This is a genomic window from Paenibacillus dendritiformis, assembly GCF_945605565.1.
Taxonomy (GTDB): domain Bacteria; phylum Bacillota; class Bacilli; order Paenibacillales; family Paenibacillaceae; genus Paenibacillus_B; species Paenibacillus_B dendritiformis_A.
Genome location: NZ_OX216966.1, coordinates 6,326,479 through 6,345,329, shown reverse-complemented (window position 1 = coordinate 6,345,329; position 18,851 = coordinate 6,326,479). Strand labels below are relative to the sequence as shown.

General features: G+C 59.5%; 19 protein-coding genes and 2 other annotated features. Of the genes, 11 read left to right on the top strand and 8 right to left on the bottom strand.

Features of this window, described 5'->3' with window-relative positions; genetic code table 11:
- Positions 1 to 319: 319 nt before the first annotated feature.
- Entirely contained in the window at positions 320 to 688 is a 369-nt protein-coding gene (locus NNL35_RS28525) for a helix-turn-helix domain-containing protein (protein WP_254553934.1), read from the bottom strand.
- A gap of 414 nt (positions 689 to 1,102) precedes the next feature.
- Between NNL35_RS28525 and rfbC the strand changes: the two genes are divergently transcribed.
- The 4 genes from rfbC to NNL35_RS28505 are packed head-to-tail and all read left to right on the top strand — an operon-like array spanning position 1,103 to position 3,529.
- Positions 1,103 to 1,672 carry a dTDP-4-dehydrorhamnose 3,5-epimerase gene (gene rfbC, locus NNL35_RS28520; RefSeq protein WP_006679331.1) on the top strand — a complete coding sequence of 190 codons (570 nt, stop codon included), beginning with the start codon at positions 1,103 to 1,105 and terminating at the stop codon, positions 1,670 to 1,672.
- Positions 1,673 to 1,676: 4 nt separating this feature from the next.
- A complete protein-coding gene (gene rfbD / locus NNL35_RS28515) occupies positions 1,677 to 2,555 on the top strand; it encodes a dTDP-4-dehydrorhamnose reductase (RefSeq protein ID WP_006679332.1) in 879 nt (292 codons plus the stop codon).
- A 22-nt stretch (positions 2,556 to 2,577) separates the two neighbouring features.
- Positions 2,578 to 3,294: a hypothetical protein gene (locus NNL35_RS28510; RefSeq protein ID WP_006679333.1), complete on the top strand. Its 717-nt coding sequence runs from the start codon at positions 2,578 to 2,580 to the stop codon at positions 3,292 to 3,294.
- Between the two features lie 28 nt (positions 3,295 to 3,322).
- Positions 3,323 to 3,529 carry a hypothetical protein gene (locus NNL35_RS28505; protein ID WP_006679334.1) on the top strand — a complete coding sequence of 69 codons (207 nt, stop codon included), beginning with the start codon at positions 3,323 to 3,325 and terminating at the stop codon, positions 3,527 to 3,529.
- A 653-nt stretch (positions 3,530 to 4,182) separates the two neighbouring features.
- Here NNL35_RS28505 and NNL35_RS28500 read toward each other — a convergent pair.
- Together NNL35_RS28500 and NNL35_RS28495 are read right to left on the bottom strand one after the other, a co-directional pair.
- The gene (locus NNL35_RS28500) at positions 4,183 to 4,641 is read right to left on the bottom strand and encodes a bactofilin family protein (RefSeq protein WP_006679335.1); all 459 of its coding nucleotides are present in this window, start codon (positions 4,639 to 4,641) and stop codon (positions 4,183 to 4,185) included.
- A 46-nt stretch (positions 4,642 to 4,687) separates the two neighbouring features.
- Entirely contained in the window at positions 4,688 to 5,995 is a 1,308-nt protein-coding gene (locus tag NNL35_RS28495; protein WP_238535450.1) for a M23 family metallopeptidase, read from the bottom strand.
- 398 nt (positions 5,996 to 6,393) lie between these two features.
- Here NNL35_RS28495 and cls point away from each other — a divergent pair, with 398 nt between their 5' ends.
- Positions 6,394 to 7,821 (top strand): cardiolipin synthase, encoded by a 1,428-nt coding sequence (cls, locus tag NNL35_RS28490; protein WP_006679338.1) that lies wholly within the window; start codon positions 6,394 to 6,396, stop codon positions 7,819 to 7,821.
- A 35-nt stretch (positions 7,822 to 7,856) separates the two neighbouring features.
- Here cls and ligD read toward each other — a convergent pair whose 3' ends face one another.
- The 3 genes from ligD to ku form a co-directional block, all read right to left on the bottom strand.
- On the bottom strand, positions 7,857 to 8,777 hold the full coding sequence (gene ligD / locus NNL35_RS28485; RefSeq protein WP_006679339.1) for a non-homologous end-joining DNA ligase: 921 nt from the start codon (positions 8,775 to 8,777) through the stop codon (positions 7,857 to 7,859).
- Positions 8,778 to 8,861: 84 nt separating this feature from the next.
- Positions 8,862 to 9,842, bottom strand: a complete 981-nt coding sequence (locus tag NNL35_RS28480; protein ID WP_254553933.1) for an ATP-dependent DNA ligase — start codon at positions 9,840 to 9,842, stop codon at positions 8,862 to 8,864.
- Between the two features lie 14 nt (positions 9,843 to 9,856).
- Positions 9,857 to 10,873 carry a non-homologous end joining protein Ku gene (gene ku / locus NNL35_RS28475; RefSeq protein WP_006679341.1) on the bottom strand — a complete coding sequence of 339 codons (1,017 nt, stop codon included), beginning with the start codon at positions 10,871 to 10,873 and terminating at the stop codon, positions 9,857 to 9,859.
- 209 nt (positions 10,874 to 11,082) lie between these two features.
- On the opposite strand from ku, the gene NNL35_RS28470 reads away from it, so the two are divergent.
- Entirely contained in the window at positions 11,083 to 11,271 is a 189-nt protein-coding gene (locus NNL35_RS28470; protein ID WP_006679342.1) for an H-type small acid-soluble spore protein, read from the top strand.
- A gap of 83 nt (positions 11,272 to 11,354) precedes the next feature.
- On the opposite strand, the gene NNL35_RS28465 is transcribed toward NNL35_RS28470, so the two are convergent.
- Together NNL35_RS28465 and NNL35_RS28460 are read right to left on the bottom strand one after the other, a co-directional pair.
- Complete coding sequence (locus NNL35_RS28465) at positions 11,355 to 11,912, bottom strand: HXXEE domain-containing protein (protein WP_006679343.1); 558 nt, start codon at positions 11,910 to 11,912, stop codon at positions 11,355 to 11,357.
- Positions 11,909 to 12,505: a TetR/AcrR family transcriptional regulator gene (locus tag NNL35_RS28460; protein WP_006679344.1), complete on the bottom strand. Its 597-nt coding sequence runs from the start codon at positions 12,503 to 12,505 to the stop codon at positions 11,909 to 11,911. Before NNL35_RS28460 ends, NNL35_RS28465 begins: the two co-directional genes overlap by 4 nt.
- A 959-nt stretch (positions 12,506 to 13,464) precedes the next feature.
- Here NNL35_RS28460 and tsaE point away from each other — a divergent pair.
- The 5 genes from tsaE (at position 13,465) to NNL35_RS28435 (ending at position 18,847) form a co-directional block, all read left to right on the top strand.
- Positions 13,465 to 13,944 carry a tRNA (adenosine(37)-N6)-threonylcarbamoyltransferase complex ATPase subunit type 1 TsaE gene (gene tsaE / locus NNL35_RS28455; protein ID WP_040731209.1) on the top strand — a complete coding sequence of 160 codons (480 nt, stop codon included), beginning with the start codon at positions 13,465 to 13,467 and terminating at the stop codon, positions 13,942 to 13,944.
- A gap of 4 nt (positions 13,945 to 13,948) precedes the next feature.
- On the top strand, positions 13,949 to 14,788 hold the full coding sequence (gene tsaB / locus NNL35_RS28450; protein WP_006676825.1) for a tRNA (adenosine(37)-N6)-threonylcarbamoyltransferase complex dimerization subunit type 1 TsaB: 840 nt from the start codon (positions 13,949 to 13,951) through the stop codon (positions 14,786 to 14,788).
- 15 nt (positions 14,789 to 14,803) lie between these two features.
- Complete coding sequence (gene rimI, locus NNL35_RS28445) at positions 14,804 to 15,331, top strand: ribosomal protein S18-alanine N-acetyltransferase (RefSeq protein ID WP_006676826.1); 528 nt, start codon at positions 14,804 to 14,806, stop codon at positions 15,329 to 15,331.
- 14 nt (positions 15,332 to 15,345) lie between these two features.
- Positions 15,346 to 16,398, top strand: coding sequence for a tRNA (adenosine(37)-N6)-threonylcarbamoyltransferase complex transferase subunit TsaD (gene tsaD, locus NNL35_RS28440; protein ID WP_006676827.1), 1,053 nt, complete (start codon positions 15,346 to 15,348; stop codon positions 16,396 to 16,398).
- Between the two features lie 127 nt (positions 16,399 to 16,525).
- Positions 16,526 to 16,841, top strand: a binding site (T-box leader).
- A 40-nt stretch (positions 16,842 to 16,881) separates the two neighbouring features.
- Positions 16,882 to 17,140, top strand: a binding site (T-box leader).
- A 75-nt stretch (positions 17,141 to 17,215) separates the two neighbouring features.
- Positions 17,216 to 18,847 carry a 2-isopropylmalate synthase gene (locus NNL35_RS28435; protein ID WP_006676828.1) on the top strand — a complete coding sequence of 544 codons (1,632 nt, stop codon included), beginning with the start codon at positions 17,216 to 17,218 and terminating at the stop codon, positions 18,845 to 18,847.
- Positions 18,848 to 18,851 lie beyond the last annotated feature (4 nt).

Here is an 18,851-nt window from a genome sequence, read left to right as displayed (position 1 = left end):
GCGGTCTCTCTTGGATCCCGTAAAATCAGGCCGTTGAGAAGTCTATGGGAATTTCTTGCTATTTCATTTTTTTATATGGTGGATCTCGTCTCTCCGTAGAAAAGTCGACTTAAAACGCACGCTCTGAGCGCCGAGTTTTAATTGTGTAAATGGACCTCTCCACCCCTTCGTAAAAAACAGGGGTTTTCCAACAGCCTGACATTAGCCGGTTTTTCGTTTTCGAAAAGCGGGTATAGCGCCAATCCTGCGCTTTTGCAGGATTTTGCAGCTGCTGAAAGGGGAAAGGGCTTGCTGCCGAAAGGATTCGCCCCCGTTCCCCCTACCGCATCATCCGCTCCGCCCGCACGAAGGCGACGAATCGGCGCGCCTCCTCGTAAGTCAATGGCTCCCCGTCAACCTCGAAGCGAAGGCGGCTCAGCGCCGCCGGATCCGCCAGCTCGATCCCGGGGGCGGCTTCCGCGGGCTCCGAATCCGGCGGAATGTCCCCGCAAGGGAGGCGGCCGATCAAATAATCAACCGATACGCCGAACAGATCGGCTGCTCGTATCAAGGTATCGAAGTCGGGCTTGCGCCGGTTCTTCTCGTAATGCGATAGAGCCGCCCGCGTAATTCCGAGCTTCTCTGCCATGTCTTCCTGCGTCCAGCCGCTGCGCTCGCGCAGCTGCCCCAAGCGGCTTCCCAGCTCCATATTATTGCCCCTCCTTTGCTTCGGATACGTATGTCCGATACCGTATTCGGTCCCGGATGTGCGGCCGCGTTGAACCGGTGCGGCTCTAGCACTCCTGCCAGTCGTGAGGCGCCCGTGAGGGGCTCGTCTTTTGCGGCCGGTTTCCGTCTCATTATAGGCCGGTTGCATCCGGGGCGCAATGAGCATACCGTCCGGCTTGGATCGTTCCGGGCCGTTCTCGGCGGGATCATCGTTTGGCATCCGCGGGCATATATATGAGTAGGCGTCGATATGATTCCAGCCATACAGACGCTGCGCTGCGGTTCTGCATAGGATGAGGGCAGAGGTAATCAGCGCTCGGCGAGGCTGTCCCGCAATAGGGGCGCGGCCAAGCGTCTGAACCGTCCGATTCGTCAGAACAAGGAGTTGGGATTTATGAAAATCATAACTACGTCGCTGGACGGCGTTTTGATGTTGGAGCCGCAGGTGTTTGAAGACGGACGCGGTTTTTTTATGGAAAGCTATCATCGCGAAAAATGGGAGGCTTGCGGTATTCCGCAGACGTTCGTGCAGGATAATCATTCGCTCTCTGTCCGGGCCGGCACGATTCGCGGGCTGCATTATCAGCTGGAGCCGATGGCGCAGACGAAGCTGGTGCGGGTGCTCGCCGGCGCCATCTACGATGTGGCGGTCGATATCCGCCGCGGCTCTCCGCGGTTCGGCCAATGGATCGGCGTGATTCTGAGCGCGGCCAACAAGCGTCAGCTCCTGATTCCGCCGGGCTATGCCCACGGATTCTGCAGCTTGGTGGATGATACCGAGGTGATGTACAAGGTGGATGCCCACTATGCGCCGGAATGGGATCGGGGCATCCGGTGGGATGATCCCGCCCTCGGGATTCCGTGGCCGGCATCGAATCCGATAATGTCGGACAAGGACAAGGCGCTGCCGCTGCTGGAAGACGCCGAGACGTTCTTCCTGTCCAGTCTGGAACGAGGTGGATGAGACGATGAATCAGGGAGGAATTGTACTCGTTACCGGAGCGGAGGGCCAACTCGGCAAAGATATGATGGCGGTGCTGCGCCGCTATGGTGTGCCGGCCCGGGGCTATGGCCGCCAGGAGCTGGATGTGACGGATACGGAGGAGGTTCTGCGGATATTTCTGCGGGATCGGCCATTCGCCGTCATTCATGCCGCTGCTTTTACGAAGGTGGATGAAGCAGAGCAGAACCCGGATCTGGCGTATCAAGTCAACGCCTTCGGTTCGCGCAATGTCGCGGCGGCAGCCAGCCAGGTCGGTGCGAAGCTCATCTACGTCAGCACGGATTATGTGTTCGATGGCCGGGCGACCAAGCCGTACAACGAGACGGCCCGCACTCGCCCGATCAATGTATATGGCGCGTCGAAGCGGGAAGGGGAGCGGTTCGTGCAGCTTCTGCAGCCGTCCTCCTTCATTGTTCGCACTTCTTGGGTATATGGGCCGCACGGCAATAACTTCGTCAAGACGATGCTGCGTCAGGCGGCGGTCCAGCCGGAGCTGAAAGTGGTGCACGATCAATCGGGGTGCCCTACGTATACGCTTGATTTGGCCGAGATGATCTTGCGGCTGCTGCGGACAAACCGCTTTGGAACGTATCATGTCACGAATGCCGGGATCTGCTCCTGGTATGAATTTGCGCTCGCAATTATGGACGAGGCGGGATTGTCCGTCAAGGTGCGTTCGGTGCCGACATCGCAATTCCCCCGTCCTGCCCGGCGGCCGTCTTTCTCGGCCCTGGAGGGATGGGCGCTGCGCTTGAACGGCTTTCCGCCGATGCGCCCGTGGCGCGAAGCGCTGGCGGATTATTTGCGCCGTTATGCCGCGAACGGTCCGCTTCGCAAGGAATGACGGCGGCAAAGGAGGGAAAGGCATGCGATGCGCCGTACTGGGAGCGCGGGAGGGGGGCCTGGACCTGGCCTGGCGGCTGAGGAAGCTCGGCCATGACGTCTGGCTCGTCCTCCCGGAAGCCGAAGAGGCCGAGCGCTGGCGCCGCGTCTGCGCCGACCGCATGCTGTGCACGGTGCATGCGGACTACGCCGTCCGCCGTGCCGATGCCGTCGTCGTGCCGGGCTCCTGGCCGGGCGGCGCTGCGCTTGCGGATGCGATGCGCCTCGCCATCGTGGCCGCGCCGGCGGCTGCGCCCGGCTCGACGGAGCGCCTGCGCGGGAGCGGGGAGGCAGGTGCGGCGACCGATGTCGCGTATCTGCCTCCCGCCTGGCTGCAGGCGACCGGCACCGTCCTCCTCGGCACGGCGGACGGGCAGCCGCTGGCGGCGCTCGCGGAGCTGTTCGCGCCGATGAAGCGGCCGGTACGCTATGTGCCGTACCGGGTGGCGGAATACGCGCAGCTCTGGGCGGCGCGCGGCGGGGTCCCCCTCTGGCGGGAGCGTCCCGCCGAACCGGCGGAGGAGCAGGCCCGCCGGCTGTGGCGAAGCTGCTGCCGCCCGGAGCTGGACAGGGTGGAGCGGCTGCGCTATCCGCCCTGGCCCAAGCCGATGCCGGGCGAGTCGTCGCCGCCGGACGTGACCGGGGCAGAACGGCGGAATGTGTCCGGCGAGAACGCGGCAACGCGGGGGATACAGGAGTGAATCAATTCCGGACGAGGGGAGCAAGCAAATGAGAGCGAAGCAGTTGCACACGGCAGTGAAATGCCTGGGCTGCCAGCGCCTGCTGGCGAATGAGGAAGCGATGCTGGTATTTCGGACGGGCTTCTGCGGCGATATTCCGGTAGGCGGGTGCGAGCCATGTGTCTCGAAGCATCCGCCGTTGAACCGGATGTGGCGCGTCCGGCTGACGGACTTGCCCTATGATTCCCTGCACTAACCGACAACGGCTGCCATCTCCCGGCAAGAGTCCTGTCGGGAGCAGGGAAGAAAACAGCCTTGGGAAGAAGGATGAAAGGGGGCAGAGTGGAAGGAGAGAGCAGAGGGGGAAGAAGAATAGGGATAGGAAGGGAGCGAGTAAGGAATAAGGGCTAAGGCGGCTGGCGGATGGCGAAGAAGCGGGCGGAGAGCGGGTGTCAGGTTACGATATTGGGAGCAACTACACACTGTCCCTGTATGATGGAAAATGAGAAAATATGTCTTTCAAATAGTGGACACACTTTTGAAAAAGAGATATCGTTTCCTCTGTCTCAGGGTCTACCATATGTAGTGGGAACATGCAGAGATATATCTATATATTGACACTTTTCCTTGGTGAGATCATATCCCCCTTTTGTCCACTTATGTATAGACACTTTGGCTAGTTTGTCCATTTGGAGAGTACAAGCTCACGTGTATACCGTATGTTGGCCAAGCAATCGCGCTGGCTGCCGTAAGAATTGAAGGAAAAAGGCAAGAACTCACATGATGACGAGCTCGAAGCAAGAGATGCATTGTATGAACGAATTGAATACGGAATTACATAGCGGGGCCAGATCATCTCCTTATCGGGAAAAGAGACAGAGAGGCCCCGAAAAAAAGCAAGCGGCTTGGTTAGCCCGCTTGCTTTTCTGCGACAGCCGCCTCGTCGTCCTTCTTCTCTCCGCGTTCCCGTTCGGGCGGCTCGTGGGCGGCGGCAGCGCCGTTCGCTGCAGTGCCTTCCTTCACCTCCCGATCCACCATGCTCGTGCCGTTCAAGATGCCGCCTTCCTCGACGACAAGCAGCCCCGATTCGCAGTGGCCCAGCACCTGTCCGGACGAGGTGATAAGCAGCTTGCCCGTCGTCTTGATATCGCCGACGACGATCCCCGCGACGACGACATGGCGGCCGATCAGGGTGGAGTGCGCCTCTCCGCGCTCGCCGACGGTGATCGTGCCGCTGCTGCTCAACTCGCCCGTAAATTTCCCGTCGATGCGCACATTCGACTCGGAGTGAACGGTGCCGTTCATATCGGTGCCGTGGCCGATGAACGTATCCGTTGGCTTGATACGCTGGGATGAGCGTTGAAACATCGTAATCCCTCCTGCTTAGACAGATTTGGCTTGCTTGTGCCCCAGTTTATGTTCCGTAGGCTTGCTCATTTCCCGTAATCCACATCGGCAGCGGCGACAGTCTCTTGACGGATGGCGGGGAATTCCCGGGACCGGGGCTTCCGAAACTTCTGGAACTTCCAAAGCCTCCAGAACCTCCAGAACTTCCAAAGCCTTCAGAATCTCCAGAACCTCCAGAACCTCCTGACCTTCCTGAACTTCCGGAGCTTCTGACACCCTCGGAACCTCTACGGTCTCCAGATGCCCACGACTCCCCAGACCCCCCTGAAGCGCTGGAGGCGGCAGAGACCTTCACGGGCCTTCCCTCTGCCGGGGTGTCTGCGGTTGCATTGTTCAGGAATGGCAGCGGATCAATCGGCTCGCCCCGCTGGACTATCTGGAAGTGGAGATGCGGCCCGGTGCTGCGGCCGGTCGTGCCCAGCGCGCCGATCGTATCGCCTTTGCCGACCTTGTCGCCCACGGAGACGTGAATCTGCTGCAGATGCATATACCAGGTGTCCAATTGGTTGACGTGCCGGATAATAATATAATTGCCCCGCGAAGCGTTGAAGCCGGCTTCAATCACTTCTCCCTCAGCCGCTGCGAGGACGGAGTCGCCCGTCTCGCCGCCAATGTCGATGCCGGCATGGAAAGCGGCATATCCGGTCAACGGGTCCTTCCGGTACCCGAAGCTGGAGGTCAGGCGACGTGACTTTGTCGGCCAGACGGACGGTGTTCCCGCGATGAGTTCCTGCTTCTTCTGCGCTTGATTCAATACGGTCGGCGCGCTGCGCTGCAGGGAGGAGAGCATGCGTTGCATCTGGACGAGATCCAGCCGCGAGCGCTTGGCCAATTGCAGCATCTGCTCCATACCGACGCCAATCTCCTCGCCGCCGACCTGCCGCTGTTCGTTCCAGGCGGTGGTGCGGACGAAGCGGGCCTGCTCCTCGCCGCTTTCCTTAGGTAAGCCGGAGGTTCCTTCCACGAAGTCTTCCAATTGCTTTTCCAGACTGCTCATGTGATTGATCCGCTGCTTGACGGTCTCGGTCTCCGAAGAGAGGCGGACGATCTCGTTTTGCAGCCGTTGAATCGCTTCGTCCTTGTCTTTGACCGTAACTTCAAGCGCCTCGGACTGATGAGACAGCAAGCCTTCCAATTCGCGGATCTCCGCCGCGGCCTTCCACTGCATGCTCAGCACCAGACCCGATATCGACAAAACGGCGGCAATCGGGACGGAGACAACGAGCATTTTCGGCACATTCATCTGCTTAACCGCTTGTTCCGCGTCGCGGATGACGAGCAGTGTCATACGGCCATTCCACCAACGCCCTTTCATCACATCACCTCAGATTCCGCGTAATCCTGCAAAGTCTATCTATTGCACTCTATTCCAGTGTCCTGCCATACAGAACGGATATCTGTCCGAATGAACGATTTTGCACGTATGATTGCGCCGAAAAATACACAATACTGGAAGGATAGGGTGACCGGGGGGCTTGGAAGGATGGGGCGCCAGAACAGGATAGGGACAGCCCGAGGGGACTGGAAGGGTGGGGCGCCAGAACAGGATAAGGACAACCTGAGGGGATTTGAAGGACAGGTTGATCGGACAGGAATGAAAGGATAGGGACAGCCGAATGGGCAGAGTTGACAGGACGTCCGCTCTGATGTAATACAAGAAATAAGTCCTGCAAAGGCAACGAGGTCAATGACAGGCGGAGGTTAGAAAAATTGATGTTATGGCTGGTAGTCGCCTTGCTCATATACATATTTCAAATTTTTACGATCGTGCTGCTCGAGTACAAGCATCCTTCCAAGACGGTCGCCTGGCTGCTGATTCTGTTCTGCTTCCCGCTGATCGGCTTCGTCATGTACTACTTCCTCGCCCAGGAATATACGGCCCGGCTGCGGGTGCGGAAAAGGGGAGGCTGGGCGCATCCGGAGAACCGGATCGGTCATCTCCGCATCCAGACGGTGAACCGTCCGGATGAGCTGAATAACCCGGAAATGCATACGCAGGAGCGGTTATTCTCGCTCATGTCTTCTTTGTCGGAAAGCCCGATTACGAGCTCCAACGAGACGCGGGTGCTGACGAACGGACAAGCGACGTTCGAAGCGATGTTGACCGCTATTCGAGAAGCGAAGAATCATATTCATATGGAATTCTATATATTGCGGGACGACGGCATCGGCACCGTCTTCCAGCAGGCGCTCATCGCCAGGGCGAAGGAAGGGGTCAAGGTGCGGGTCGTGGTCGACGGCGTCGGCAGCATCGAGCTGCGCCGCAAATATTTGCGGACGTTCAAGGAAGCGGGCGTGGAATTCCACTGGTTCTTGCCGCTGTCGGTTTCGTTTTTCCGCCGCCGCCTCAATTACCGCAATCATCGGAAGCTGCTTATCGTAGACGGCCGGATCGGCTTTGTCGGCGGAATGAATATCGGTGACGATTATTTGGGATTGGACCGCAAGCTTGGCTTTTGGCGCGATACGCACTTGCAGGTGAAAGGAGATGCGGTATATGCGCTGCAGGCGATCTTCCTGCACGACTGGACGTTCGTGACCGGGCAGTCACTGGCGTTGCGGGAGCTGTTCCCGCCGCACCAATGCAAGGGGACGGAGCAGGTGAAGATGATCTCAAGTGGCCCGGACGCAAGCTGGGATGCGATTCAGGAGCTGTTCTTCGGCGTGCTCAGTTCAGCGCGGGAACGGGTCTGGATCATTACGCCTTACTTCGTTCCCGATGCCAGCGTGCGGCTCGCGCTTAAGATGGCTGCCGTCAGCGGCCTCGATGTCCGCGTCATTATTCCGGGCAAGTCGGACTCCCGCCTCGTCGATTGGGCATCCCGCTCTTACGTGGAGGAGCTGCTGCAGGCGGGTGTCCGCTTCTATCAGTATCAGAAAGGCTTCGCGCACGCCAAAACCTTCCTCATGGACCGGACCTTGGGATGCGTGGGGACGGCGAATCTTGATATGCGAAGCTTCTTCAGCAACTTCGAAGTCAATGCGGTGCTGTTCGAAGCTTCGGCGGTCGAACGGCTGGAGGAAGATTTTTTGCGCGATTTCGAAGACAGCGTCGAGATCGATTACAACCAGTTCGTGACCCGCTCGCGCGGACAGCGCGCCGCTGAGGCGGTTATGCGGCTGCTGTCGCCTCTGCTGTAGCCTCTCTCTCTCTAATTTGAGGGTACGTACGGAAATTAGCCTTTTCGGGACCGAATGGCTTGAATCTGGCTGGAGAATGCCTTCAGAATCGGCTCGATCGCCAGCGGCTCGGCTTCGCGGATCAGGTCGCCGACCTGGGCGAGCCGATCGGCGGCATTCAGCAGATGGTAATCGCGCGGCTTCGGGTTGCGCTTCACCTCGTCCCAGGTAAGCGGCATCGACACCGAGGCATACGGCGTCGCCCGCGGCGTGTACGGCGCTGCGATCGTTCGGGAGGCATCATGCTGCATGTAATCGATATAAATGCGGGTGCCCCGGTTCTTCTTCAGACGCTCGATCGTGAACAGCTGCGGGTGAAGCTCGCACAGATAGATGGCGAGCATCTCGCCCAGCTCGCGGAGCTGCATGAAGGTCGGGCCGCGCTTGATCGGCACGACCAGCTGCACGCCGGTGGCGCCGGACGTCTTCGGGATCGTCCGGATGCCGATCCGCTCCATCGCTTCGCCTACGATCCAGGCGGCCTCCATAATCCGCTCCTCCTCCCGAACGGACGGATCCAGGTCGATAATCCATTCGGCCGGGAGCGGGTCGCCGATGCGGTGCAGCGAAGGATGGAACTCGATGCAGGCCAGATTGGCGAGCCACAGCAGCGTAGGCACATTTTGGAGCACGATATAGCGGATATCCCCGGACATCGCTGTCTCGACGAAGGAGGGGGCGCCAGGCGGCACGTTTTTCTGGTAAAAAAACTCCCCCGGAACGCCATGCGGATACCGGATTGTCGTCAGGAAGCGGTCGCGGCACGCCGCCAGCAAATAAGGGCTCAGCCGGATCATTTCCCGGATATAGTCCGTCTTCGTTATGCCCGCTTCCGGCCACAACAGTTTGTTCGGGTTCGTGATTTGGATTTCATGCCCTTCCACCATTAAGGACGCGGGCGGTTCTTTGCTGGCCATAGCCCCACCTTCCTGTATCTGCATTCCTGTACTCTCGGTATTCTGATGCCGTTCCCTTCAAACTCGCGCGTAGCGTTGCTCCCGTTACTTCAGCAGCGGCAGCGTATCGATGCGCGGATGGCGGAGCTGCCCGGTCGGCGTATATTCCAGGGCCGCAGCCCGGCACGGAATCGGCACACTCATCCAGACGATCGGCTCCCGGCGGAGAGCCGGAATCGGTCCTCCGGGCGGGCCCGAGGCCGGATAACGCGCTGCCCAGCCTTCCAGCAGCTGCCGGCGGATCTCATCAAGTCCGATAGATGCCTTGCCAATATAGCGTCCTTCCAAGTCGGTAAGAACGACGCTCGCCGGACGGCCGTTATTGATCATATAGCCGACCGTCAAGGCCTCGATGAGAAGATCCTTCTTATGCTTGAACCAGTCCTGATGACGCTTACCTTCCTGGTAAGGGGAGCTTCGCCTTTTGCTGACGACGCCTTCCCAGCCGTGCTGCTCCACCCATTCCCACAATTGATCGCCATCCTCGAAAATATCCGCCACGAAGCAGGCGGGATGCTTCTCGGGGAACAGCTCCAGCAGCAAGCGGTGCCGCTCCTCATAGGGCAGCCGCCTTACATTCCGCTCTTCGATGCCGAGCACGTCGAAGAGGACGTAGACGGCGGGAAGGGCGCCGTCGGGCCGCTGGCGCATCCGCTCCCGTTGGAGCGCCAACGGGAAAGAAGGCCGTCCCAGCTTCGGATCGAAGACGACGACCTCGCCGTCGAGCAGCAGCGTACGCCCCCGAAGCTCGGGCCGCGCTTCCATCATCACCGTCACGTCCGCATAGATGGACGTCTTCTCCAGCATCCGCTTGGAGAACAGCCGCACGCGGCCCTGCACGCACAGGGCGAGCATCCGGACGCCGTCCCATTTCAGTTGGTGAAGCCATTCTTCGCCTGCGGGGATGCGGTCGCTCCGAAGCGGAGACATCGGCGCCGCAGGCAGCGCCAGAGATGGAGGGAGCGCCTCGGCGAAGCCTTCGGCGTTCCGTTCCTCCCGGCCCGGCGGCTGTCCCAAGCCTTCCATCGGCGGCCGCGGCATTATGTCTCCGTCCGCGCCCGCTTGCGCCGCGTGCCGCCCGTGGCGGCCGGCTCCTCGCCGTCATTGGCCGCCTTCTGCGCGCCCGCTTCCGCCTTGCGGGCCGTCTTCTTGCGCCGCGGTGCGGCTTCCTCGGCAGCCGTGTCGGCGGCCGCCGCCGGTGCGGCTCTTTTACGCCGCTTCGGTTCCGCCGCTGCTGCCGGAGCCGCTGCTGCCGCCGGGCCCGGGTCGGTGCCGATCGGCCGCGGCCCCTTCATCGCCTCGATGCTCGCCTGCAGCGCCGCCATGAGGTCGACGACATTGGCGGCCGGCTGGGCGGCCGGCGCGGTGCGCACTTCTTCGCCTGCAATCTTTTGCCCGATCCGCTCCAGCAAGCGCTGACGGTATTCATCCGTGTACTGCTCCGGCTGGAAGGCGGTCGACAGCTGGCCGATAAGCAGCTTCGCCATCTCCAGCTCCTTCGGATTGACCTCCACATGCTCCGGAATATTCGGAACCTGCTTGACCGCGCGAATCTCATCCGGATAGAACATCGTCTCCATGACGAGGCAATTCTCGATGACGCGAATGGCCGCGAGACTGCTCTTCGCCCGGATCGTCACCTTGGCGATGCCGATCTTGCCCGTCTGCACCAGCGCCTCGCGCAGCAGCTGATACGCGTTGTTCCCGGCCTGATCGGGAGATAAATAATACGTCTTCTGATAATAAATCGGATCAATTTCGGGCAGGTCGACGAAATCGAGAATCGCGATCGCCCGGCTTGCATCATCCTGCAGCTGCTCCAGCTCGTCTTTGTCGAACAGGACAAATTTTCCTTTTTCATACTCATAGCCCTTCACGATCTCGTCCCAGCCCACCTCTTCCTTGCAGACCGGGCAGGAGCGGACATAGGAGAGCGGGCTGCCGCATTCCTTGTGTATCATTCGCATCGAGATGTCTTTGTCTTCGGTGGCGGTATGCATTTTGACGGGGACATGGACCAAGCCGAAGCTGATTGCCCCTTTCCAGACCGTATGCATCAATTATCCTCCTCGCGCCTATTCACTCATTCGCCTGCACATCGCTGTGCCGGCATCTGTATCACTGTATTCATGGGGTTCCCGCCTATATGTCAGTGTGTAACCTCTCTATGTAAGTATGCGATAGTTCGCTATCTTCTACGCATGCATGAAAAAGGCGCCTTTGCGTCACGTTAAGGCTTAGATGCAGTGGAAGGGAGGTTTTGAACATGGATGTACAACGCGCGAAGCATATTTTGGAAATGAAGGATACGGTCCCTGTCCAACTGGACGGCGAGCAGCCGGTCTGGATCGAGAGCGTGGATGTCGCCAATGGTATGGCGACGGTGCAAGTCGGGAACAACCCGCTCAATACCGAGACGGTAGCGGTTGACCGGTTGAAGGAGCCGCAGCAATAAGCGAAAGGGCAGAAGTTGGACATTCCGCGTCAGGCACAGGAGCGGGAGCAGGGGAAGGCGCGTTGTCTGGCCTTCCCGTTTTGTCATTTGCCCGCAGTTCTGAATTGGCTGCGCCAGCGGGACATAAGGAGGAAGATGGCAGGGAGCAGCACGATGGCGGCGAGGCCATCCCACAGCAACCGTTCCGGCGCGATGACGCGATCCGCGAACAGGCGGAAGAAGGCATAGCCGGAGTAAGGCAGAACGAGCAGGACGGCGGTGATGACACCGGGCGCAAGACTGCGGGTATAGACGGACATTCCGATATGGGTGAATACATGCAGGAAGAAGATAAGGAGCAGGATCAGATACAGGTCGTACCAGGAAAACAGCACGGCCGCGAGCGTCGCCGTTACGACGACGAGGAAAACCCAGAATACATCGCCCGCGAAATCCCGCGTCGTCATCTTCAGGCTGCTCGCGGCAAAGCGGCGGGCAACAGGGGACATCTGCCCCAGAATGCGGTCGCCGTGACGGCGAAGCCAGGGCTCGACATAAAGGATCTCTTCGAAATCATGGAACATGAACACGATAGGAAACAGCCACATGACCGAGACGGCATCAAGATGAGCGGCTATCCAACCGGTTACCGCGTCGATCATCGGTTACCCTCCTTCCCCGAATGAAGCAGCATGCCTTGAAGGAACAGGCTTGCGGTATGGGAGCCAAGCTCTTCCGGCGTTCTCTCTCCGGTCTCCACATAGCGGTAGACGAGTCTCTCCATCGCAGCGACGATCGATTCGGCCGTCAGCTCCGGATCGATCTCCGGCTTGACGATTCCAAGGGATTGGTTATGAAGCATGTTGGCGACGATCTGGCGGACGATGCGTTCCCGCACCTGATCGCTGTCGTCGGAGATTTGCAGCGCGATCTTCGTCAGCTGGGGCTGTTCTCCGAACAGACGGAACAAGTCGGTTAGTGCCGAGACGATATATGCCTCGACATCCGAAGCGGGGAGATGCTTCACCTCCGAACCGGCGTTGCCAAGGCGCAGCAGCTGCTCATTGAACTGCTGCAGGAGCTGAGCGGCAAGATCGTCCTTGCTTGTGAAATACAGATAAAAAGCAGCTTGGGTCAAGCCCGCCCCGGCGACGATCTCGCTGACCTTTGTACCGCGCACCCCCTTGGCGGCAAATAACTTCTCGGCTGATTGCATCAGCTTGCGCTTGCTCTCCTGAGCGGTATTGCGTGCCATAGGGCAACCTCCTCATTACTAACTAACTAGTTAGTAACATCGTACCATTCGAGTCCTGTCGTGTAAAGGGGGAATACCGATAGAATTCTCGGTGCTCAGGTCCAGTGTCGGTGCACTCCCGAGTCCAGTTCAAAATCGATCTTGCGCCTGAGTAAAACTTCCTGCAAGATTCAGGCTGTTGGAAAACCCCTGTTTTTTCGGAGGGGTGATTACCTAATCGAAACATGGCATTCAGAGCGTCATCGCCTTCTGGAGACATCATAATCTCCTGGGGTTTAAACGTGTGGAGGGAATTTCTGCTATTTTTACAGGAATTTCGGCTCAACGAGTCCGCATTTCGAGGAATTGCTGCACAGCTACATCATTTTAGGCCCTTTTGAGCTAAGTGGAAGAGAAACGGGTGAAATTGCTGCCGTTTTACAGGATTCCCATTCTGGTGAAGTCGTCCCTACAGAATTGCTGTATTTGTACAGGATTTTGCCTACTGAATCAACGTGCCTTGAGAAACCGTGCAGTTTTGAGGACTTCGCCTATCGGATAGACATTTCATTGTGCAGTTTTCAGGCACTCGATCAGAACAAATTTTTCTACTGAGAGACAAGTCCTGATGAATGCCCAAAATCCTCTGGACTTTCTCAACAGCCTGAAGATTAGGGCAATAAATGTAAAAAGAGAGACCTTGCAAAATACATATACATGTGCCAAATACGTGGAATCTTAGTGAAGATGGCAAAGCGTATATTGCAGCTGCATCGCGGCCGGCGTTAGAAAATATGCTGCTGATGATGACGCATCCGGGGCGGAATATGCGGGGGAAGAAGTGACATAGGATCCCGGGGCACGGGCAGTCCTCAGGCAGCGGGAGGGTTCCTGCCTGGAGCATTGCCGCTTGTGAGGAGAGACGGCGTTTTTGTGGTATAATGAGGTGTCAGTAACAGTTGAATGTCGTGGAGGGAATTATGAACCAATCAGCGGAATTCGCCTTTTACTCCGCGAGCGAAGCGGATACGGAACGGCTGGCCGCGAAGCTGGCCGAACGCTGTCAGCCCGGCACGGTGCTCGCTCTGGACGGAGATCTGGGGGCGGGCAAGACCCGGTTCTCGCAGGCGGTCGCGCGTGCGCTCGGTATCGAGGGGATCGTCAACAGTCCGACGTTTACGATAATTAAGGAATATGACAGCGGCAGGCTGCCGCTCTATCATATGGATGTGTACCGCATCTCGATGGCGGAAGCGGATGAATTGGGGTTGGATGAGTATTTGTATGGCGACGGCGTGTCGCTGGTTGAGTGGTCAAGCCTGATTACGCCGCTGCTGCCGCCGCGTTATTTGCATCTTTTTATGCAGACGGAGGGCGAGACGGAGCGGATCATTCGCTTGACCGCCTACGGGGAGCCTTATGTAAGCTGGGTTAACGAACTTAAACGGATGGGAGTCTGACATCGTGCATCAACAGGATCATAACAGAACACGGGTGCTGGCCCTGGATACATCGACGGCTGCTCTGACCGCCGCCTTGCTCGAAGGGGGCGCGCTCGTGGCCGAGCGCCATTCCCAGGCCGAACGCAATCATTCGATCAAGCTGCTGCCGACGGTGCAGTCGCTGATGGCGGATAACGGGTGGAGCGGCAAGTCGACGGATCTTGTCGCCGTCGGTGTCGGCCCTGGATCGTATACGGGCGTGCGGATTGCGGTCACGGCCGGGAAGACGATGGCTTGGACATGGGACAAGCCGGTTATTGGCGTATCCAGCCTGGAGGCCTTGGCGCTCTCCGGCCTGCAGCAGGCCGAACAGGACGGCGCGGCAGCGGGCGGCGCTGGGCGAATCCTTGTGTACCCGCTGATGGATGCGAGAAGGGGGCAGGTCTATACGGCTCCCTTCTCTTCGAACGGAAGCGGGGACGAGGCCCTGGCGAATGGCGTGGAGCGGCATGGAGAGGACGGGATTCGCCTGTTCTCGCTGGTCGCCGAGGAGGCGTCCCGGGCGCTGCAGGCTGATGCGGGAGGCGCGGATCATTCGCATGCGGCCGCAGAAGTATGGTTCGTCGGCGACACCGGAGCGCAGCAGGAAGCGCTGAACGGCCTGCAGGCGCAATGGGGAGACCGGATTCGCGTCATCCCGTGCGGGATGGAGGCGCGCTGGATCGGCCGTCTCGGGCTGCGCGCCTATGCCGCAGGCGAGCGGACAGACACCCATCGGCTCGAACCGAACTATACGCAGTTGGCCGAAGCGGAAGCGAAGCTGCTGGCGAAGGAGCGGGCGGACCGGAAGCAGCAGTTATAGAAGGGAGCATGTCAGATGGGACAACGACCTGAATACGATGAGGATGAACGGGCGGCGGAAGCCGGCGGAGTGGAGTTCCGGCCGATGCGGCTTGAGGATATTCCCGGCGTGCTGGAGGTGGAGCACGCTTCGTTCACGGTGCCGTGGACGGTAGATGCGTTCCGGAATGAATTGACGCAGAACCATTTTGCCAAATATACGGTCATGCTTCATGGCGATCGCATTATCGGCTATTCCGGCATGTGGACGGTTGTGGATGAAGCTCATATTACCAATATCGCCGTTCATCCCGATTTCCGGGGGCAGAAGCTCGGGGAGCGCTTGCTGCGGGAGATGGTCGTTCAGGCGATGGCCTACGGCATGGAGGCGATGACGCTGGAGGTCCGGGTGTCGAATCATATCGCCCAGCGGCTGTATGCGAAGTTCGGCTTTCAGGGAGCGGGCGTGCGCAAAGGATACTATTCGGATAACAAGGAAGATGCGCTCATTATGTGGACCGACCTGAAAGCGTTGGCCGCCTCTTCCTATCAACAAGCGGAATAAAGCAGGTGACATTCGTGAATATATCAAGTTCTCATACCCATCCGGCGGAAGCGGACGTCATACTCGCGATCGAGACAAGCTGCGACGAGACGTCCGTCGCCATCGTTCGCGGCGGGCGCGAAGTACTGGCGAATCAAGTCTCCAGCCAGATCGACGTCCATCAGCGCTTCGGCGGCGTCGTGCCGGAGATCGCTTCGCGCAAGCATGTGGAGACGATCACCGTCATGCTGGAGGAAGCGGTCAAGCAGGCAGGCGTTGCCCTGACTGATATTACGGCCGTCGCGGTCACGCAGGGGCCGGGGCTCGTCGGCTCGCTGCTCGTCGGCATCGTTGCGGCGAAATCGCTGGCGATGGCCCTGGACGTGCCCTTGATCGGGACGCATCATATCGCCGGGCATATTTATGCGAACCGGCTCGTGCAGGAGCTGGCCTATCCATGCATGGCGCTCGTCGTCAGCGGCGGGCATACGGAGCTGGTTCATCTGGAGCGGGAGGGCGTGTTCCGCGTCATCGGAAGCACGCGCGACGACGCGGTTGGCGAGGCTTACGACAAGGTCGCCCGCGCGGTCGGCTTCCCTTATCCGGGCGGTCCGCATATCGACCGCCTCGCCGTGGACGCGGATGACGCGATCACGCTGCCGCGCGCCTGGCTGGAGCCTGATTCCTATGATTTCAGCTTCAGCGGACTGAAGTCCGCCGTGCTGAACGTCGTCAATCAGGCGAAGATGCGGGGCGAGCCGCCGATGTACGCCGCCGTCGCCCGCGGATTCCAGGAATCCGTCATCGACGTGCTGACGGAGAAAGCGATGCGCGCCGTGAAGGAATACGGCGCGGCCCAATTACTGCTGTGCGGCGGCGTGGCCGCCAACCGCGGATTGCGATCGGCGCTGGCCGAGCGCTGCCAGGCCGAAGGCGTGCCGCTATTGATTCCGCCGTTCGAATATTGCACGGACAATGCGGCGATGATCGCGGCCGCGGCGCATATCAAGTGGAAGCACGGGCAGTTCACGCCGCTTGATTTCCAGGCGCAGCCGCTGTTCTCGCTCGAGGCGTGGTCGGTGGAATAGCTGCCAAGCGCTGCCGGACGAGTGGGAAGGAGCGTGCCTTATTTTCAAATTAGGTATTGACTCCCCTCCATCGGGACAATATAATAGTCATCAAACCTCAATCCTTCCATGGAATGGGAATATCGGTTGACACGCAATGAACAGGAGCAGTAGAGGATAACGGTCCGAACCAGAGAGCTGCGGGATGGTGCGACGCAGCGGCGGTTGCCTTGAACTCGCCTGGGAGCGGAACGGCGGAATGCCGGCTTGAGATGCGGAAGCAGGTGGACGGGTGTCCCTCAAGCGGGTGGTATGCCGTTACGGTGCCCCCGTCATCGGGCGCGCGCATCGCCATGATCCGGATCCGGCGGTGTACGCATAAGCGGACGATCGCTTCATCTTGAGCGCGAAGATGAAGATCGTCAACTAGAGTGGTACCACGGCATCTACCTGTCGTCTCTAACGAGATGGCAGGTTTTTTTGTTATCAATGAACATGCATATATCGAACACGTAGAACGGGAGCAGTAAGACACGGAAGCCGATCAGAGAGCTGCGGGGTGGTGCGACGCAGCGGCGGAACGTCTGAACTCGCCCGGGAGTGGAGCGGCTGAACCGGCTGAACATGTCCGTAAGGATGTCCGCCGGCAGTAGGCAGCTACGGTACCTGACCGTTATCAGGCCGAGGGGGAGGATCTTGCGGATTGCGGATGATCTTCCAACGAGAGTGGTACCGCGGCAGAGCAGAGCTTGTCGTCTCTTAAGAGACGTCAGGCTTTTTTTATTTCAAGAGAAGATGGATTATTTTCAGAAAAACTGCATTAATGGGAGGAATCGCGATGGGTACACATACACAAGGGAATTCGATGCAGGCCGAAATCGGGCAAGATCAGGAGAAGCGGATGATTCAGATTTTCGACACGACACTGCGGGACGGCGAGCAGGCCCCGGGCGCGGCCTTGACGCTGCCGCAGAAGCTGGAGCTGGCGGAGCAGCTCGTCCGGCTCGGGGTTGATGTGATTGAGCCGGGCTTCCCGATCTCGAGTCCGGGTGAATTCGAAGCGGTGCAGCGCATCTCCCGCTTGTATCCGCAAGTGGAGATCTGCGGCTTCGCGCGCGCGGTTCGGGAGGATATCGACGCAGCCGTGAAGGCGACGGCCGATGCCGCCCTGCGCAGGATTCATGTTTTCATCTCGTCGTCGGATATCCATCTTCAGCATCAGCTGCGCAAATCGCGCGCCGAGGTGAAGCAGATGGCGAGAGAGACGGTGGCCTATGCGAAGCAGTTCGCCGATCGCATCGAATTCACGGCCATGGATGCGACGCGCTCGGATGTGGACTTCGTTATCGAGCTGGTGGAGGCGGCGATCGAGGAAGGCGCGTCGATTATCAACCTGCCGGATACGGTCGGTTACGCGCTGCCGGAGGAATACGGAGCGCTGTTCCGCAAGGTGCGGCAGGGCGCACGCGGGGCGGAGCATGCGGTGTTCAGCGCGCACTGCCACAACGACCTGGGGCTGGCGGTCGCGAACAGCCTGGCGGCGATTCAAGCGGGCGCGACCCAGATCGAGGTGACGGTCAACGGGGTCGGCGAACGGACGGGGAACTGCGCGCTGGAAGAATTGATTATGGCGCTCGATACGCGCGGCGATGCCCTGCGGGCCGCGGCCCGCATTCGTCCGGAATATTTGTACGAGACGTCGCGCGCGGTCAGCCGGATGATGCATTTCCCGATTGCCTATAACAAGCCGGTGGTCGGCCGCAACGCCTTCCAGCATGAGTCCGGCATCCATCAGGACGGCCTGCTCAAGAACCGCAACACGTATGAGATTATGGATCCGGTGAAGCTGGGCATCCCGCATCATATGATTATTCTGGGCAAGCATTCGGGCCGGCACGCGCTCAAGCACCGCGCGGAGCAGTATGGCGTCCATCTCAATGCCGACCAGTTGAACGAAGTGTATGACCGCTTCAAGCGCGTGGCCGATGCGCAGAAGGTCGTGACGGACGATCAGCTGCTGCAATGCATCGGCGAGACGCTGAACGAGCAGCTGGAGCCGTTGAGCTTGCTTGATGTCGAAGTGGTGGCGGGCAATGACCGCAAGCGGGCCGCGTCCGTGACGGTGCAGGAGCAGGCGACCGGCAAGAAGCAGACGTATGCCGGAGTGGGCAGCGGACCGATTGAAGCGGTTATCCGCGCCTTGTCCCAAGCCGTCCGGGAGCCGATCCGGTTCGAGGATCTGGAGCTGCATTCGCTCTCTTCCGGGGAAGAGGCGTCGGGCGAAGCGATCGTGACGGTGTCGCTCCATGATCAGGTGTATCAGGGAAGCGCGACGCATCAGGACATCGTGCTGGCTGCGGCCCAAGCTTATATGGCCGCCTGCAACCAGGCGCTTCGCAGCGCCGCCGCTGATGGAGAGCCCGTTCAAGAGCAGGAGCTCCTGTCCGCCCAGCGTCACGATGCATCCTAATGCG

Coding starts and splice junctions, on each gene's coding strand:
- NNL35_RS28525 (WP_254553934.1), bottom strand. CDS start 688: ATGGAGCTGGGAAGCCGCTTGGGGCAGCTGCGCGAGCGCAGCGGCTGG.
- rfbC (WP_006679331.1), top strand. CDS start 1,103: ATGAAAATCATAACTACGTCGCTGGACGGCGTTTTGATGTTGGAGCCG.
- rfbD (WP_006679332.1), top strand. CDS start 1,677: ATGAATCAGGGAGGAATTGTACTCGTTACCGGAGCGGAGGGCCAACTC.
- NNL35_RS28510 (WP_006679333.1), top strand. CDS start 2,578: ATGCGATGCGCCGTACTGGGAGCGCGGGAGGGGGGCCTGGACCTGGCC.
- NNL35_RS28505 (WP_006679334.1), top strand. CDS start 3,323: ATGAGAGCGAAGCAGTTGCACACGGCAGTGAAATGCCTGGGCTGCCAG.
- NNL35_RS28500 (WP_006679335.1), bottom strand. CDS start 4,641: ATGTTTCAACGCTCATCCCAGCGTATCAAGCCAACGGATACGTTCATC.
- NNL35_RS28495 (WP_238535450.1), bottom strand. CDS start 5,995: ATGAAAGGGCGTTGGTGGAATGGCCGTATGACACTGCTCGTCATCCGC.
- cls (WP_006679338.1), top strand. CDS start 6,394: ATGTTATGGCTGGTAGTCGCCTTGCTCATATACATATTTCAAATTTTT.
- ligD (WP_006679339.1), bottom strand. CDS start 8,777: ATGGCCAGCAAAGAACCGCCCGCGTCCTTAATGGTGGAAGGGCATGAA.
- NNL35_RS28480 (WP_254553933.1), bottom strand. CDS start 9,842: ATGGAAGGCTTGGGACAGCCGCCGGGCCGGGAGGAACGGAACGCCGAA.
- ku (WP_006679341.1), bottom strand. CDS start 10,873: ATGCATACGGTCTGGAAAGGGGCAATCAGCTTCGGCTTGGTCCATGTC.
- NNL35_RS28470 (WP_006679342.1), top strand. CDS start 11,083: ATGGATGTACAACGCGCGAAGCATATTTTGGAAATGAAGGATACGGTC.
- NNL35_RS28465 (WP_006679343.1), bottom strand. CDS start 11,912: ATGATCGACGCGGTAACCGGTTGGATAGCCGCTCATCTTGATGCCGTC.
- NNL35_RS28460 (WP_006679344.1), bottom strand. CDS start 12,505: ATGGCACGCAATACCGCTCAGGAGAGCAAGCGCAAGCTGATGCAATCA.
- tsaE (WP_040731209.1), top strand. CDS start 13,465: ATGAACCAATCAGCGGAATTCGCCTTTTACTCCGCGAGCGAAGCGGAT.
- rimI (WP_006676826.1), top strand. CDS start 14,804: ATGGGACAACGACCTGAATACGATGAGGATGAACGGGCGGCGGAAGCC.
- NNL35_RS28435 (WP_006676828.1), top strand. CDS start 17,216: ATGGGTACACATACACAAGGGAATTCGATGCAGGCCGAAATCGGGCAA.